This window comes from Afipia sp. GW821-FHT14H12, from assembly GCF_058803465.1.
In genome coordinates this window covers 1-14,486 of record NZ_JBXAOZ010000004.1, presented here as the reverse complement: position 1 = coordinate 14,486, position 14,486 = coordinate 1, and the positions used below count along the sequence as shown (strand labels likewise).

The following is a 14,486-nucleotide window of genomic DNA, read 5'->3' as shown; positions in this document are numbered from 1 at the left end:
CTTTGGCGCGATGCGCCTCAATCCTGCAGCGTCAACGAAACACCAAGCTCCGCGCGGCGCGTGAGCCAGAGGTTCGAGCGGTAGCGCGGGTCGCCATACCGCCGCTGCATGTTGTTCAAGATTTTGAGCAGGGTTCCGGCACCCAGCGCATCGCCAAAGCCGAGCGGGCCATGTGGATAGCCAAGACCGAGCTTGACCGCCTTGTCGATGTCACTCGCCGACGCGGTGCGGTTCTGGGCGATCGATGCGCCGATGTTGGCAATCATTGCAACGATCCGCTGGGCAATGAACCCGGGGCTGTCGCGCGTCACGGTGACGGCAACGCCGTCGCTACCAATCAATGCTCTCGCCGCATCGACGTAGGAAGACTCAGTCACCGGCGTCGACATGATACTGCGGCGCTTGCCGAGATCGAACAGCGTATCCACCGCGACAACGCGCTTGGCATCCAGCCCCTGCTCTACCGCGCTGTGGGTCGCATCGTCACCAAGAGGTGTCACCAGACAGAGCGCCACAGAAGACGGCTTTGCGCCGTCCTCGATCTTGACGTTCAGCATCTTCAACAGCGCGATCAGCTTTTCCGCCTGTTCCGGCTCGAACCTGCTGACCCAGACCGGATAGGACGACGAAGAACCGCTCTTGATCCCGGCGACCGGGGCCGCATCCTTCTGCTCACTGTAATCATAGAAGCCACGCTTGGTCTTGCGCCCAAGCATCCCGGCATCGAGACGGCTCTGCATGAGAACCGAGGGCCGATAGCGTGGTTCATGATAGAACTGGCGATAGATCGCATCCGTTGCCGGATGATTCACATCGAGCCCGACCAGATCGAGCAGTTCGAACGGTCCCATGCGGAAACCGGCCGTCTCGCGCATCACGGCATCCACATCCGCGAAGGTTGCAATGCCTTCCGACACCAGATGCGCGGCCTCGAGCGTGTAGGCGCGGCCGACCTGATTGACGAGAAAGCCCGGCGCATCCTTGATCCTGACCGGTTCGCGGTCCATGCGCTTACCGACATCCATCAGCGCGTCGCCAACTGCGGGTAGAGTTTGCAGCCCGTCGATGACCTCGACGAGCTTCATCACCGGCACCGGATTGAAGAAGTGGAATCCGGCGACCCGCTCGGGGTGGCGGCATTTCGACGCAATCGTCGTAATCGAAAGCGAGGAGGTGTTGCTGGCGATAATGCAATCGTCCGAAACGATATTTTCGAGTTGGGCGAGGAGCGCCTGCTTGATGTCGAGGTTTTCAATCACCGCCTCGATCACGAGGCGGCATTCGGCGAGTTGTTCTACGCTCTGGACCGGCTTGATGTGGCCGAGCGCTCGATCCATCGCGCCCTGATCTATCGTGCCCTTCTCTTTCAGGCGGGCGAGCGCCTTTTCGATGGATTTCACGGCATCCGCGACAGCTTCAGGCCGGCTATCCGTCAGCAGCACGGTCATTCCGCCCGTTGCCGCAACCTGGGCAATGCCCCGCCCCATGGCACCGGCGCCAATGACACCGATCACCAGATTTTCTTTTGGCAGGATGCTTTCCACCCGTATCTCCCTGTTCCGCTTGCGTGGCGGTTTCTTGGTTCGCCCGTTTGATCGAGCGCCATTTTCGAAAGGGAGACTAGGAAGCGGCCGAACACATATCCAATTTATATTTGATATGCCCTTCATTCACGGCAATGATAAGTTGGAATGCCAGACGTGATACTGGGTTGGCCCATTATTCAGAACGCTGCGCACCCGGGACAGACTGATGAATCTCAGGAACATCGATCTCAATCTGCTGACGGTGTTCGATGCCATCTTAAGTGAACGCAGCCTCACCCGCGCGTCCGCCAAGCTGAACATGACCCAGCCCGCGCTGAGCAATGCATTGGCGCGGCTGCGCACCACGCTTGACGATCAACTGTTCATCCGCACCGCACAGGGGATGATGCCAACCGCGCGCGCCAAGCAACTCGCGGCTCCGATCCGTCAGGCACTCGATCTCATCCAGAATGGGCTGCGGAAACAGGAAGCATTCGAATTCGAAACCGCGACAAGGAAATTCGTGATCGCCATCAGCGATTATGGCGAAGCCGTCATCATGCCGCGCTTCGTCGATTGGCTCGCCACCGTGGCCCCTCACATTCAGGTGCAGATCAGGCCAGAGCTTGGACGCCATATCAAGGAAGAGCTCCGTGACGGTTCGATTGATCTCGCCACCGACTATTTCAAGATCGAGGGTGATGAATTCCGCAACATCCATGTCATGGACGAACATCTCGTCTCGATGGTGCGGCAGGACCACCCGACGATCGGTGATCACCTGAGTATTGAGGACTATCTCTCGATCCCGCATGTCGTGCTGAAGCAGGACAAGCCGATCGTCGACGTCGTTCTTAAAAAGCACGGGCTGACGCGCGACATCGCGTTACAGGTGCCGCACTTTCTCTCGATGCCGCTGATCGTGCAGAAAACCGACTTCATCTGCACACTGCCGAAGCGCATGGCGCTGGTTTATGCCGACTTCTTCCGCACCAAGGTGATGAAGACGCCTTTGGAGTTTCCCAACATCCCGATCTATTTCATGTGGCACCAGTCGGTCGATGACGATCTCGGCCACCGCTGGCTGCGCAACGCACTCGCCGAACTCTGCCACCGCTTGTGAGGCCTTATTTGGCCGGAGGCCGAATATGCTGCCCTCTCGCAATCGGGAGGCTCAGTAACAAGCCGTAGATATATTTGAGAGAATATTTCTCCCCACAATGCGGCCATAGTGATATGTACCTCTGTGGTTCGTTCTTTGGCTTGTTTCATTCCATTTTATGAAACAATTGTGGACGACTGCGACAAGCAAGCTGCTGCAGCAATCCATTGCAGCCCGTAAGGTACTGAAATGAATTTGCATTCTCGTGCTTTTGAGACTCCGGTCGAGTCGAGCAAAAAGAAAGGCCTGAAATGGTGGGAGACCGGGACACGCCCGGACTACCGTTTTTCGCTCGCCAATGAGCGCACCTTCCTCGCCTGGATCAGGACATCCCTCGCCATCGTCGCCGGCGCGATCGGGATCGATCAGTTCGCGTCCCATCTCGGCTCCGCACAGTTGAGGCTTATTCTCTCCATCATCCTGCTGCTGGTCGGCGGGATGCTCGGAGGTGTCGCCTACACGCGATGGGCGCGCGCGGAACGTGCCATGCGCCAAGAGGCCGATCTGCCGCTCAGTTTCCTGCTTCCTTTCCTGGCCTTGTTTACGGCACTCCTGTCTGTCGGACTCGCCTGGCTCATCATCGCTTTCGGTTGATGTAGAGGAATGTGATGGACAGCAGAGACCCCGGTCTTCAACCGGAGAGAACTGGTCTCGCTTGGTCGCGCACCGGTTTGCTGGCTCTCATTGCCGCGTCCCTCTCGATCCGCATCGGACTTTCCGCCTCGGCGGCCATCCATCTGCTCGTCGCATTGCTTCTGGCCGCTCTGGGTTGTGCGAGCCTGCATCGCGGCCATCAACGGTCGCGCTATACGGCAGGCGAACAAGTCGTCACCGACACAAGCCGGAAGTATCTTCTGGGGGTGGCCATCATCGTGGTTCTAGCCTCCACGATCCACGCTGCCCTGCTCCTCACGCGGCTCATGAAATAAACGAAGACAATCCGGCCGGGATCTCCGGCCACCGTTCGCAGTCAAGCAGCAACAGACCGGACAAGGCGGACGACTGTCAGAATGACCATTTTCGTATTCAGCGTCGTTCTTTTCGCCGCCGCACTTCATGCCATCTGGAACGCCGTCGTCAAAGGCGGCAGCGACAAGCTGCTCACCACCGTGCTGGTCACGACATGGGCGACGCTGATCGCAGCGGTGTGCCTGCCGTTTCTTCCCGTTCCGAGCCGGGAAAGCTGGCCTTTCATCGGCGCTTCCACGCTGCTTCAGATCGGCTACTACGTGTTGGTCGCTAGGACCTATCACCTTGCGGATATGAGTCAGACTTATCCCTTGATGCGGGGCACCGCGCCGCTATTGGTCGCCATCACGAGCGTCGCCTTTCTCGGAAGCCATCTCAGCCCATCTGCCTGGGCCGGCATTGCGATCATCTGCGCCGGGATTCTTGCGATGGCAGCCTCCGGGCACGCGAACAACAAGGCAGGGCTGATGCTCGCCCTCCTGAATGCTGGGGTGATCGCAAGCTATACGCTGATCGACGGATATGGCGTGCGTCTGTCAGGCACGCCCGCCAGCTATACATTGTGGATCTTCCTGCTGACCGGCATTCCGCTGATCGCCTGGGCGTTCGTTGCGCGGCGCGTGGAGTTCAAGAACTACATCGCCGCCAACTGGCATCTTGGGCTGATCGGCGGCGCAGGAACGATCATCTCCTACGGCCTGGCGCTCTGGGCGATGACACTTGCACCTGTTGCCGTGATCGCAGCCCTGCGCGAGACATCCATCCTGTTCGGAACGGCGATTTCGATGTTCGTATTGAAAGAACAGGTCAGCAAGGTGCGCATGATCGCCGTGTGCATCATCGCCATGGGTGCAGGAATCCTGCGCTTCGCCTAGGCATCTGCAAGTTCATCAATCCTTGCGGAGCAGGCCATCGCACAAAGTTAAATTCGCCGGTTCTGTTCGTCGACGAGGACGACCGAGGGCTTAAATCCGCGAGCCTCGTCGTTATCGAAGCTGGCATAGGCAACGATGATGACCTTGTCTCCGGTCATCGCCAGACGCGCGGCAGCTCCGTTAAGACCGATGGTGCCCGAGCCGGCCGGAGCCTCAATGACGTAGGTCGAAAATCTGGCGCCGGTATCGATATTGAAAATATCGACCTTCTCGTTGATGAGAAAACCCGCGGCATCGATAAGATTGCGATCAATCGAAATCGATCCTTCATAATGCAAGTCCGCTTCGGTGACCCGCGCGCGGTGAATCTTGCCTTTCATCAAAGTCACTTGCATTGAACGTCTCCTAAAGATCGCGGGCAGCCCGTCATAGACCCATGCAACGGGGCATACCCATGACCAGCCATCAAACTGCTGATGCGCTATATAGCGATGAACCCCTCCGGAAAAGGCGCGGGATCGAACGGACCCACGCCCGCATCGGGGCTATCGGGAAGGATTCGCAGGCTGCCGCCGGCTGCTTTGACATAAGCCTTTTTGCGCGTCCAGCACAGAAAAATCCGCCTATCCGCTGGCTCTGCCGGACACGAATTTCATCGTGTCATTAGCCGCCGCGCACGCGCCTTGCGGCCTCCACGATCCGCGCGAGCTTGGTCTCGGCAGGGACCGCGGCGCAGATCGGATTGTCGGCGAAGGTCGCGAAGCCGCAATCGGGATGCAACAAGACACGGTCCGCGCCAAACAGGTCGATCGCGCGCCTGATCCGCGCCTCCACATCCTCACAGCCTTCGACATGGGCGCATTTCTGATTGACGACACCGACGCCGATGCGGGCCTCCGCAGGCAGCGCACGCAACAACTCCATCTCACCCGCGCGCGGCGTACACATCTCCAGAAGATATGCGCCGACCTTCATCGCGCCGAGCGTATCGAGAAGCGGCTCATAGCTTCCGGCCAATGCCACCGATTCATCCGGCGTCCAGTTGCCACGGCAAACATGAACCGCCGTGCGCGCACGCGGCACGCCATCGACGACGGCGTTCATCAGATCGCGGGCGAAGCCCAGCTCGTGCTCAGGACTGCGCGTCTCCGACAGCGCACCGCACATGAAGCTCGGCCGGCTCTTCGGGCCACTGAACACCACCTCCGACAAAACAGGCTCATCGAACTGCACCAGTGCAACACCCGCCGCAATCAGATCGGCCAACTCCGCACGCAGCGCCGTGACGATATCTTCCGCAAGCTCTTCGCGCGATTGATAGGCGCGCTCTTGCAGGCACTCCATCCACATTGTCCGCGTCAGGAGATACGGCCCCGGCAGCGCCACCTTGATCGGCTTATCGGTGATGGTGCTGAGAAAATCGAATTCATGCAGCGCTAGCGGGCGGCTGCGGCTGATGCGGCCGAAAATGGCCGGATGGCGAACGTCTGCTGCCGGTACATCGAGCGCGCGCAGTTCGCGCTCGAATTCCTCCGGGTCTTCGACCAACGGCAGGAGATCGGTCAGCGGAATCAACTGGCAATTGTCGAGCCGGGTGGCGACAAAGCTGGCGTAGCTGTCGCGGCGCTGCTCCCCATCGGTGACGATATCGACGCCCGCGCGTTCCTGCGCCGCCGCCGCAAGACGCACAGCGTCATCGGCGGTCTGATGGAAGGCCGCCTCCTCGAGCCGGCCTTCGACATAGGCGTGCATCGCATCGACCATCCAGCGCGGGCGCGGCCAGCTTCCGATACCCGTCACCGCGAGTGGCGGAATAGCGGGCGCAGGCCTGCGCACTGGGGCAGCCGCTGCAGCAGTTGGCGCTGCGGGCGCGGACACCTTCGCCGCCGGATTTTCATCGGCCTTGCCACGCTCGTCGAACTTGCCCTTGCAGATCAGAAAACTGCGCTGCTTGCCGGTCTTGGTGAACGACACCAGATCGTTCGAGGTCAACCGGCACCATGCGGGCAGATCCTCATCGACCGAAATCTCGGTGGAGAGAATTTCCAGGAGCTGGCCCTTCGCCATCGGATCGATGTGTTTGCGGATCAGCAGCAAAAGCCCGTTGCCGCAATCCAGATCGCCGCCATCGAAGCTGACGTCGGAAGGAAAAGGATGGACTTGCGGAGTCGCGGCGTCGGTCATGATGATTGTCTCACACGGATGTTGGATCGGCGGAGGCCGGGTTCTGGGAACCATACAAAGTTTCGTACGCCGCCTGATCGAATTTCGCACTCGGCACGTCGATGATGATGCGGCCGTGCGACAGGCCGATGATGCGGTCGGCATAGGCGCGCGCGAAATGCACCTGATGCAGGCTGCATATCACGCCGACGCCGTCCGTGCGCGCGATGCCGCGCAGCAGTTCGAGCACACCGGCGCTGGCGTTCGGATCAAGGCTCGCGACCGGCTCGTCGGCGACAATCAGGCTCGGCTGCTGCGCTAGTGCCCGCGCGACCGCAACGCGCTGCTGCTGGCCGCCCGACAACGTGTCCGCGCGCTGCCCGGCCTGCGCGAGTAGGCCGACACGGTCGAGGCATTCCATCGCCAATAGCCGGTCGGCGCGGGTGAAGCGTCGCAGCCAACCGCGCCAAGCCGGAACGTAACCGAGCCGACCGGCGAGAACATTCTCGAGTGCGGTCAGCCGGTTCACCAGATTGAATTGCTGAAACACCACCGCAAGCCGGCGGCGCGAGCGATCGCGCATCGCGGCGATGTCGTCATTGTCGATCCATACACTGCCGTCATCAGACGCAAGCAGGCCGGCCATGCAACGAAACAGCGTCGTCTTCCCGGCCCCGCTCGGACCAAGCACCGCGACGAACTCGCCGTCATGCACGTCAAAACTGACATCCTCGATGGCGACATGCCCGTCGAACGCCTTGCTGAGGCCATCCACCCGCATCCGGCAAGCACCATGATGGCGTTCCAGTATGGTAGAGGCGATCGGCATGTTCATGACTTGCATCGTTTCCGCCATGGTCACACCAGCCGCTTGCGCAACCAGCCAGACAACTGATCGAGCGCGGTGACGGCAACGAGGATGACGGCAATGATCGTGAACAGGCGCGGGAAATCGAGCAGGTCCATGCTGTTCTTCAGTTCCTGCCCGATGCCGCCCGCTCCGACCACGCCCAGCACTGTCGAAGCGCGGACGTTGAACTCCCACCAGAACAATGTCGTCGACAGCATCACCGGCAACACATCCGGCACCAGCGCATAAGCGATGGCCGTGAAACGTCCAGCACCTGTCGTGCGTACCGCTTCCAACGGCCCGAGATTCACATTCTCGATATGGTCGGCAAAGAATTTGGCGGCGCTGCCCCAGGTGTGCAACGCGATGCCAAGTACGCCCGCAAATGGACCTAGCCCCACCGCAGCGACAAACAACAATGCAAACACGAAGGAATCGATGCCGCGCAACGCGTTCAGAAACCAGCGTGCCGGATAATACAGGCGCGGCCACGGTGTGATGTTGCGGCTGGCGAGAATCGACATCGGAATTGCGAGAATGGTCGCCACCGTGGTGCCAATGGCGGCCATCGCGACGGTTTCTGCCGTGCGCAGCGCGAACAGCGGCAGTTCGTCGAATTTCGGCGGCCACGCCGTCATGATCCAATGGCCAAGCCGTGGCAGTCCGGTCGAGAGTTTCGCGAGATCGACCCCAGCCAGATTCCACGACACTGCGTAGAAGCCCGCGACGATCGCGACCATCACCCAAAACCGCACGCGCGTTCCCGTCGAGCCGCGTTGCATCACTTCAAGATCGGCGAGTGCGCGCTCGGCTCTACTCATCATCGTCGTCTCAGGTCGCAACCGTGACGAGCCGCGGCACTGCCGCAGCCCGCCATCAGCATCGTGCTCATGCCTTCGGCTTGATCTTGCCGACCGCGATACCTGCCTTTTCGATCATCGCGTAGGAGGCGTGGTCGGCAGGGACGAACCCGGTGTAACGCGGCGGCAGCAGCGTCTTGGCCTGCTCGACCGTGATCGCGGCCAGGATCTTTTGTACCTGAGCACCAAGCTCCTTCGGCGCATTGGCTGGCAACGCAATCGCATCGTTCGGCAGCGGGTCGGAGGTCCAGATGATCTTGTTGGCGCCTTCTTTGATCTTGCCGCTGGCGATCATCGCGTTGCGGTTGCGGTCGAAGTCAGTCGCCATATCGACCTGACCCGAACTCACCGCGATCTCGTTCGCGCCATGGGTCGCACCATCGGTGTATTTCCAGTAGGTTTTTGGGTCGATCTTCCAGACCTCCTTGGCGTAGTAGCTCGGGATCAGCCAGCCCGAGGTGGAGCCCACATCGGCGAAGGAAATCGATTTGCCCTTGGTATCGTCTGGGAATTTCGAAACCTGCAGATCGGGCCGCGCGATGATAATCGCATAATAGACCGGCTTGTCGTCGTACTTCACGGTCGCAACCGCCTGACAGCCCGTCTGGGCATTGGCGATGATGTAGCCCCACGGTCCCATCCACGCGACATCGAGTTGGTTGGAGCCCATCGCCACTGCCATGCCTGCCCAATCGGTCGTCGCGACGAGATCGAAATCGACGCCGAGCTCTTTCGCCAGATGCGCGAACACCGGCGTGTAGGCCTTCCTGGTGTCGTCAGCATTTGGCAGCAGCGGGCCGACACCGAAATGCAGCTTCTTCTTGCCCTGCGCGATCGCCGGCGTGAATAGCGTCGTCGCCGCAAGGCCCGCCGTCGTGACGATGAAATTCCTTCGCCCTTTATTCATATCCATAATGTCGTTTCCCCATGTTGAATGCTTGACGTTGAACTTTGAATCATGCGCGGCGGCGGCCGATTTCGTAACCGACGCCGATGCAGCCCAACAGCAGGATTCCGAAACCGGCGAGCATGCCCGGCGAAAGCCCGGCCACCACTGCGGACTGTGCAGCTTCATGCGTCGCCGGCTTGGCGCCAGTATTCGCGGCCACCGTCTGTCCGCTCGCCTCGACGATCGACTGATAAGTCCGCGCCAGCATGGCACGACCGACATCCTTGAGGATGGCTTGTCCTGTCACGCGGCCCTGACCGAGGACGAGATCGACATTGGCGACATCCGCGCCGCCGAGATTGACCGAGCGGTTGCCCTTCTTGTCCTCTACATGCCAGGCGGTGACCTTGTCGCCGTCGATGCGGTCGACCGCGACTTTGAAGTAGCCTTCCGGCCCGCTGAACGCCGCCCCCGGCTTCAGCCGGATCTCTTCCTTGTTGACCAGCATGAACCCGAAATTGTGTCCGGTCGGGCAGCCGACCGGATAAACGGCGAAGCGCGCGTCGGGCGCGTAGTCCTGCCCGTAATTGAGACTGAAGGTCTTGCCGTAGATTTTCAGGTTGGCCTTGCCGTCCTTGAACGGCTCCGGCCATGGCGACAGAAATCCGGCGACATCACCGTGCTCGAACACCAGCGCCTTGCGGGCGTCGTGATCTTCGATCAGCAATTCGTTTTTCACCGGACCGAGCGTGCGATTGAGAACGACCTTGCCGTCCTCGATCACTTCGATGCGTGCCGTGCCGGCCTCGGCATTCACTTCGGCGAGACGAATGGTGCGCGCGCCCGATGTCCATTGATCGCTCGCGCTGGCAAGACCGGAGAACACCTTCTCATCGGCCAGCAGCAGGCGGTCCATCCGAACGCCGGAAATCCAGTCAAACACCATCTTCTGCGGTGTGACTTCGCGGGCCTGCCCCTGATTGTAGAGTTGGGTGAAGCGCGTGCCCCACCAGGACGGCTCTGTCTGCGACAACACCGGAGAGCCGAACGCCCATTCCCAATCGGTGCCCGCGATGGTCTTCACATGCAGCGCATGGTTGGCGAGCTTCTCGTGCCCGACAGTTGCGTAATACTGATAAACCGTACCACCGACCACGACGCTCTTGCCCGCTGGAATCGTGACGTTCTCCTTCACGACGATGCTCATGTCGTAATCGACATAAGTCGGCATCCGACCGAGCACCGGCATCGGTTCGCCGCGCAACGCCACCTCGCCTCCCCAGGTATCTTCCAGATAGAACAAGCCACCCGGCGGAATCACCACTTCACCGTTCTCGACGCGGCTCTTGCGGATCACCACGCCGTCATATTTCGGCGGCCGCGGCACGCCGAAATCATCCTTCACCGCGACGCCTTGCGGCAACCCCGGCAGGCCCGGCACATAAGCGGGCTTCACCGGCCGGTCGGCGATCTCCGAGAATGGCGGCGGCGCGATGTCAGTCTTGGCGATGGGATGCGCGAGCGGCAACCCTGGCTTTGCGGGCTGCAGCACGGTCGCATAGTCGGTTGCCATTGCGGCAGGCAGCGGCAACAGCAGCAGGGCAGCAAGAGCCGTTCCGAGTTTACAGGTTCTGGCAAGCATCACGGCCTCCCTCAGACGGCTTTCGGATTTGACGAGATCGATGTTTTGGAGCGCGGCACCGGGCATGAACTGCCTCGCCGCGACAGATAGAGTGCGCCCCACCCCGTCAACATCAGGGTGTTGAGTGCGATCAACCATTTCGGCAGGCCGGCGAACAGCGAGCCGGCGAGACCGAGCCCGACCACCGACAGCACCGGCGCAAGACAACTCACGCATATGGCCGACAGCGCCAGCACGCCGCCGCCCATCGCGGCGCCGGTGGCAACGCCGCCGCCGACGCGGCGCCCGATCGACAGGGCAAATCCGATAAAGGTTGCCGCCATTCCGACCGACACCGCGATCCAGATTTCGTCCTTGCGCTGAAAGCTGATCAACCACGCCTGCGAACGCTCGTACGTGAGTTGACCTGCGGCAACGAATTCACCGGGCAGGAAGCCACAATTCTCGGCGTCCGCCATCGTGTCCGGCATCTGGAACATGGCAAAGCTCAGTGCCATGTAACCCAGCGTCACCACCACAAATAAAGCAAGCAGCCACCGATAACGAAACATCAATGCCACCCCTTGAATGGACCATGCGCGAGCGTTCACACCACGCAAACGCTCGCGGAATTTGTCAGTAGCTGACGCTGGGGCAGCCATCGCCGAGGAATTCGACGAGCTTCGCGCCGCCGACGATCACCGCACCCGGCACCAGATTGTTCTCGTCGAGCCCGCGCTTCTTGAAGCAGGGCGAGCAGACGAACATCTGGCCGCCTGCTTCGGCAAAGCTCTTCATCAAATCCTTCAAAGGCGCGAAGCCCTCTTCGTGGATGTCGTCTGCATAGCCCTTTTGCGACAGCCGCGTGCCCTCGATCGATAGGAACACCATGACCTTCTTTTCGGACGCGATCGCCGCATTGGCGATGACGAAAGCGACGGTCGCCTTGTCGGTATCGTTCTTGGCGTGGGTCAGGCTGACGACGAAATTTCCGGCCATTTGAATCTCCTTTTAGATCGGCGTGTGAACTTTTCGAATCGGGAATCAGATTTCTCTCGGGCGCCGCGTCACTCCCAGTCGAGACGCGAGCGAATCCAGTAGCTCTTTGTTTTCGGATCGTGATGCAGCAGTTCGTTGCGACTGAGCCGGCACCAGACCGGCAGATCCTCCGGCGAGCCTGGATCGACGGAGATCAGCTTGAACACCTGCCCCGGCATGGTGCGCAACCGATTGCGCAATTCGAGCAGCAGCGGGCCGCAGCCAAGATCGCCCGCATCCCATTCGACATCGGCGATAAGAGGCTCGTTCATAACGAACCAGCCCAACAGCGATGCTCTCGCCGGCCACGGCGCGCAATGCAACCCGCGCGACATATGAAAAGCTGAACACAAACCAACAGACAAAATCCTCCCGCCCGGCTCTCACGCCAATGCGCGTCGAGCCGATTGCAAATTCTACGAGTCAAGATCCGTCGTGCGCTCAGACAAGCGCACTCACATCAGTGACATTTTGGGAAAACAGCGATTGTTTTATCGAATAACGCCCCGTCAGAGACTGACGATGAATGCGGCTCACACGGAGCACTGCGGTTCGATACGTATCGCTGGTAAAACTCTAGGTGACGGGTGTGGTGTGGTCAAGAACAACGGTAGGCCAGCCGTGACCTAATGACATTCCGCCGCAGTAAAGCCGTTGGCGCGTTCTTTCGCTATTGCGTCGCACCAATGCAGAGTTTCGGAAATGGCGTTCAAATTTACAGATCGAAGTCTTGCTCACCGGGGCAACGACTCTGGAGTGAAGTCTGTCGTCTCCACCGCCATTTCACTAGTTTGAGAAACTGGCCACTCGTCTCACGATCCTTGTCATCATGCGGCAATCGAGAGCCGCTCTGCGGATATTAAAGTGCCTGGCGTGCCTCTTCGATGAAAGAACAGCGAACGCTTCAATAATCCCAGATGGGATCAACCAGCCTTTCCGCGAACTCTACGATCGCGGCACGGTCTTGATCGCAAACGGCAACAAAGGCCTCCAGCAATCTCAACCGCAAATTCTCATCGCGTGAAGGGGAAACAACCCTCAAATTTCTGACGGGCTGCGGCTCAAGATTCTTGATAAGGCTAAGGCGTTTCATTGGCTTTTTCGCGCTTCCGATGCCTGATGTTTGCCTAACACCGGCCGCTTCGCTCTCGCGAAGCGCGCCGGTGAGATACGATTAAGCAGCAAGCTTTTTGCGATTATCCGCAAGCCTCTTATCGACAAGAGCGACGATGGCGTCGAGGACGGGATGACTCATGCCGATCTGGCGAGCCGTCAACTGCACCAGCTTGTCGGCCCGTTCGATGTTCGGAGCGCCGTTGTTGAGCGCCCGTGCGGCGGAGGCCGGGCGCGAGAGGCTTTCCGCCGCCGCCGCGTATTTCTCGAACGGGACCATGTCGTCGCGCGAAGCGCCGAGCTTCACGCAGACATCCACCACGAAATTGTAGATCGAGCGCGATTCCTCGAGGTTGGAATGCACGGCCTCCTGTGCGGTACGCATGCCGTCCGGCGTGATGCAGCGATAATTGCCTGCCATCAGCATCGCCCATTTCGCGAGCGGTACAAACAGCGAGTCATGGAAGCGCAGCTTCACCGGCAACTCGATCTTGCCCTCAGGCGCATCAAAGCGAACGTTCTGGATGTCTTGCTCGAGGTTGCGGAGCATCTCGTTGCTTTTCTCGTCGTCGAAGCGCGCAACCTTGAAGTTGGTCGGCAGCGTCACCTGCAGGACGTTGACCTTTTCCTCCGGCGGGCGCACCGCCTGCGGATCGGGGCTGCACAGCGTCAATTTGCCGGGATCGAAATTAGCCCAGACTTCGGGTGCGGTGTAGGCCGGCTTCAACGGCCCGGCGTCGAGGTTTGGGATGCGCTGCATGTAGGGCAGCGGCGGCATGTTCATGATCGACATACACGGCACCCGTGACTTCGCGACGGCATCGAGCAGTTCGCGCACGCCCGGCGAGCCATATTGCGGCTCCTGCATCGCAAGCCCGATCAGATCGTAATCTTTCGGGTTCGCGTCGGCGGGTCCGGCGGCCTTCACCTTGCCGGGCAGCTTGCGGGAATCGATCTCGATCTGGTCCTTGCGGCCACGGATCGGCATCCGCACGCGGAAGCCTTCCTTGTTAATGAGATCCGCCTCCGCAGGGAGGCAGACGAGTGTCACGTCGTGGCCGCCGAACATCAATTTCGAGGCCAGAAGCGAGCCATAGGAGGCTCCGAGGATGAGGATGTTATAGTGAGGCATGGCTCTAATCCCAGGGTTCAACTCCGCCATCTGATGGGCGGATTCATTGAGTTCAGTCTTGGTCGTCGTCAGTCGTCAGTTTTTGATCACCTTCAGATGGTTTGCGAGATTGGCGTTGGTGCGGTCTTCGAGGAGCTTCATGGCGGCAGCGACGCCACCGGCGCGATGCGGCACGCCCGCGATCGACAGGCCCAGCTCCACGCCCGACAGCGCGCCGAGCAGCGTCAGCTCGTTGCATTCGCCGAGATGACCGATGCGGAATACCTTGCCCGCGAGCTTGGTCAGGCC

15 protein-coding genes and 1 pseudogene are annotated in these 14,486 nt (G+C 60.2%); 4 read left to right on the top strand and 12 right to left on the bottom strand.

The features are described from left to right. Positions 1–17 precede the first annotated feature (17 nt). The gene (locus AC1RNA_RS15720) at positions 18–1,544 is read right to left on the bottom strand and encodes a 3-hydroxyacyl-CoA dehydrogenase (RefSeq protein WP_492951698.1); all 1,527 of its coding nucleotides are present in this window, start codon (positions 1,542–1,544) and stop codon (positions 18–20) included. Between the two features lie 208 nt (positions 1,545–1,752). Between AC1RNA_RS15720 and AC1RNA_RS15715 the strand changes: the two genes are divergently transcribed. From AC1RNA_RS15715 to AC1RNA_RS15700, 4 genes are all read left to right on the top strand, one after another. Then, positions 1,753–2,649, top strand: a complete 897-nt coding sequence (locus AC1RNA_RS15715) for a LysR substrate-binding domain-containing protein (RefSeq protein WP_009340218.1) — start codon at positions 1,753–1,755, stop codon at positions 2,647–2,649. 228 nt (positions 2,650–2,877) lie between these two features. Further along, positions 2,878–3,282 carry a YidH family protein gene (locus AC1RNA_RS15710; RefSeq protein WP_009340217.1) on the top strand — a complete coding sequence of 135 codons (405 nt, stop codon included), beginning with the start codon at positions 2,878–2,880 and terminating at the stop codon, positions 3,280–3,282. Positions 3,283–3,296: 14 nt separating this feature from the next. After that, positions 3,297–3,617: a DUF202 domain-containing protein gene (locus tag AC1RNA_RS15705; RefSeq protein ID WP_009340216.1), complete on the top strand. Its 321-nt coding sequence runs from the start codon at positions 3,297–3,299 to the stop codon at positions 3,615–3,617. 81 nt (positions 3,618–3,698) lie between these two features. Next, positions 3,699–4,532: an EamA family transporter gene (locus AC1RNA_RS15700; RefSeq protein WP_492951697.1), complete on the top strand. Its 834-nt coding sequence runs from the start codon at positions 3,699–3,701 to the stop codon at positions 4,530–4,532. Between the two features lie 47 nt (positions 4,533–4,579). Here the strand turns inward: AC1RNA_RS15700 and panD are convergent, their stop codons facing one another. The 11 genes and pseudogenes from panD to AC1RNA_RS15645 form a co-directional block, all read right to left on the bottom strand. After that, positions 4,580–4,927: an aspartate 1-decarboxylase gene (panD, locus tag AC1RNA_RS15695; RefSeq protein WP_492951696.1), complete on the bottom strand. Its 348-nt coding sequence runs from the start codon at positions 4,925–4,927 to the stop codon at positions 4,580–4,582. Positions 4,928–5,195: 268 nt separating this feature from the next. Then, positions 5,196–6,716 carry a 5-methyltetrahydropteroyltriglutamate--homocysteine methyltransferase gene (locus AC1RNA_RS15690; protein WP_492951695.1) on the bottom strand — a complete coding sequence of 507 codons (1,521 nt, stop codon included), beginning with the start codon at positions 6,714–6,716 and terminating at the stop codon, positions 5,196–5,198. Between the two features lie 10 nt (positions 6,717–6,726). After that, positions 6,727–7,530: a phosphonate ABC transporter ATP-binding protein gene (gene phnC / locus AC1RNA_RS15685; RefSeq protein ID WP_492951694.1), complete on the bottom strand. Its 804-nt coding sequence runs from the start codon at positions 7,528–7,530 to the stop codon at positions 6,727–6,729. A gap of 23 nt (positions 7,531–7,553) precedes the next feature. Next, positions 7,554–8,369, bottom strand: a complete 816-nt coding sequence (gene phnE / locus AC1RNA_RS15680) for a phosphonate ABC transporter, permease protein PhnE (RefSeq protein ID WP_492951693.1) — start codon at positions 8,367–8,369, stop codon at positions 7,554–7,556. Between the two features lie 64 nt (positions 8,370–8,433). Beyond that, entirely contained in the window at positions 8,434–9,318 is an 885-nt protein-coding gene (locus AC1RNA_RS15675; protein ID WP_009340210.1) for a phosphate/phosphite/phosphonate ABC transporter substrate-binding protein, read from the bottom strand. A 43-nt stretch (positions 9,319–9,361) separates the two neighbouring features. Further along, positions 9,362–10,936 carry a hypothetical protein gene (locus tag AC1RNA_RS15670; RefSeq protein WP_492951692.1) on the bottom strand — a complete coding sequence of 525 codons (1,575 nt, stop codon included), beginning with the start codon at positions 10,934–10,936 and terminating at the stop codon, positions 9,362–9,364. Between the two features lie 11 nt (positions 10,937–10,947). Further along, entirely contained in the window at positions 10,948–11,487 is a 540-nt protein-coding gene (locus AC1RNA_RS15665) for a hypothetical protein (RefSeq protein ID WP_009340207.1), read from the bottom strand. Positions 11,488–11,551: 64 nt separating this feature from the next. Further along, complete coding sequence (locus AC1RNA_RS15660) at positions 11,552–11,914, bottom strand: DsrE family protein (protein WP_492951691.1); 363 nt, start codon at positions 11,912–11,914, stop codon at positions 11,552–11,554. A 68-nt stretch (positions 11,915–11,982) separates the two neighbouring features. Further along, complete coding sequence (locus tag AC1RNA_RS15655; RefSeq protein WP_009340200.1) at positions 11,983–12,225, bottom strand: sulfurtransferase TusA family protein; 243 nt, start codon at positions 12,223–12,225, stop codon at positions 11,983–11,985. Between the two features lie 902 nt (positions 12,226–13,127). Further along, a complete protein-coding gene (locus tag AC1RNA_RS15650; RefSeq protein WP_492951690.1) occupies positions 13,128–14,198 on the bottom strand; it encodes a ketopantoate reductase family protein in 1,071 nt (356 codons plus the stop codon). A 75-nt stretch (positions 14,199–14,273) separates the two neighbouring features. Then, positions 14,274–14,486: pseudogene (locus AC1RNA_RS15645) on the bottom strand (serine--glyoxylate aminotransferase); the annotation flags it as partial.

What these genes read in the sequence shown, in the direction of transcription:
- panD (WP_492951696.1), bottom strand. Translation starts at nt 4,927, where the DNA reads ATGCAAGTGACTTTGATGAAAGGCAAGATTCACCGCGCGCGGGTCACC.
- AC1RNA_RS15675 (WP_009340210.1), bottom strand. Translation starts at nt 9,318, where the DNA reads ATGGATATGAATAAAGGGCGAAGGAATTTCATCGTCACGACGGCGGGC.
- AC1RNA_RS15650 (WP_492951690.1), bottom strand. Translation starts at nt 14,198, where the DNA reads ATGCCTCACTATAACATCCTCATCCTCGGAGCCTCCTATGGCTCGCTT.
- phnE (WP_492951693.1), bottom strand. Translation starts at nt 8,369, where the DNA reads ATGATGAGTAGAGCCGAGCGCGCACTCGCCGATCTTGAAGTGATGCAA.
- AC1RNA_RS15660 (WP_492951691.1), bottom strand. Translation starts at nt 11,914, where the DNA reads ATGGCCGGAAATTTCGTCGTCAGCCTGACCCACGCCAAGAACGATACC.
- AC1RNA_RS15715 (WP_009340218.1), top strand. Translation starts at nt 1,753, where the DNA reads ATGAATCTCAGGAACATCGATCTCAATCTGCTGACGGTGTTCGATGCC.
- AC1RNA_RS15655 (WP_009340200.1), bottom strand. Translation starts at nt 12,225, where the DNA reads ATGAACGAGCCTCTTATCGCCGATGTCGAATGGGATGCGGGCGATCTT.
- AC1RNA_RS15670 (WP_492951692.1), bottom strand. Translation starts at nt 10,936, where the DNA reads ATGCTTGCCAGAACCTGTAAACTCGGAACGGCTCTTGCTGCCCTGCTG.
- AC1RNA_RS15705 (WP_009340216.1), top strand. Translation starts at nt 3,297, where the DNA reads ATGGACAGCAGAGACCCCGGTCTTCAACCGGAGAGAACTGGTCTCGCT.
- phnC (WP_492951694.1), bottom strand. Translation starts at nt 7,530, where the DNA reads ATGAACATGCCGATCGCCTCTACCATACTGGAACGCCATCATGGTGCT.
- AC1RNA_RS15665 (WP_009340207.1), bottom strand. Translation starts at nt 11,487, where the DNA reads ATGTTTCGTTATCGGTGGCTGCTTGCTTTATTTGTGGTGGTGACGCTG.
- AC1RNA_RS15710 (WP_009340217.1), top strand. Translation starts at nt 2,878, where the DNA reads ATGAATTTGCATTCTCGTGCTTTTGAGACTCCGGTCGAGTCGAGCAAA.
- AC1RNA_RS15690 (WP_492951695.1), bottom strand. Translation starts at nt 6,716, where the DNA reads ATGACCGACGCCGCGACTCCGCAAGTCCATCCTTTTCCTTCCGACGTC.
- AC1RNA_RS15700 (WP_492951697.1), top strand. Translation starts at nt 3,699, where the DNA reads ATGACCATTTTCGTATTCAGCGTCGTTCTTTTCGCCGCCGCACTTCAT.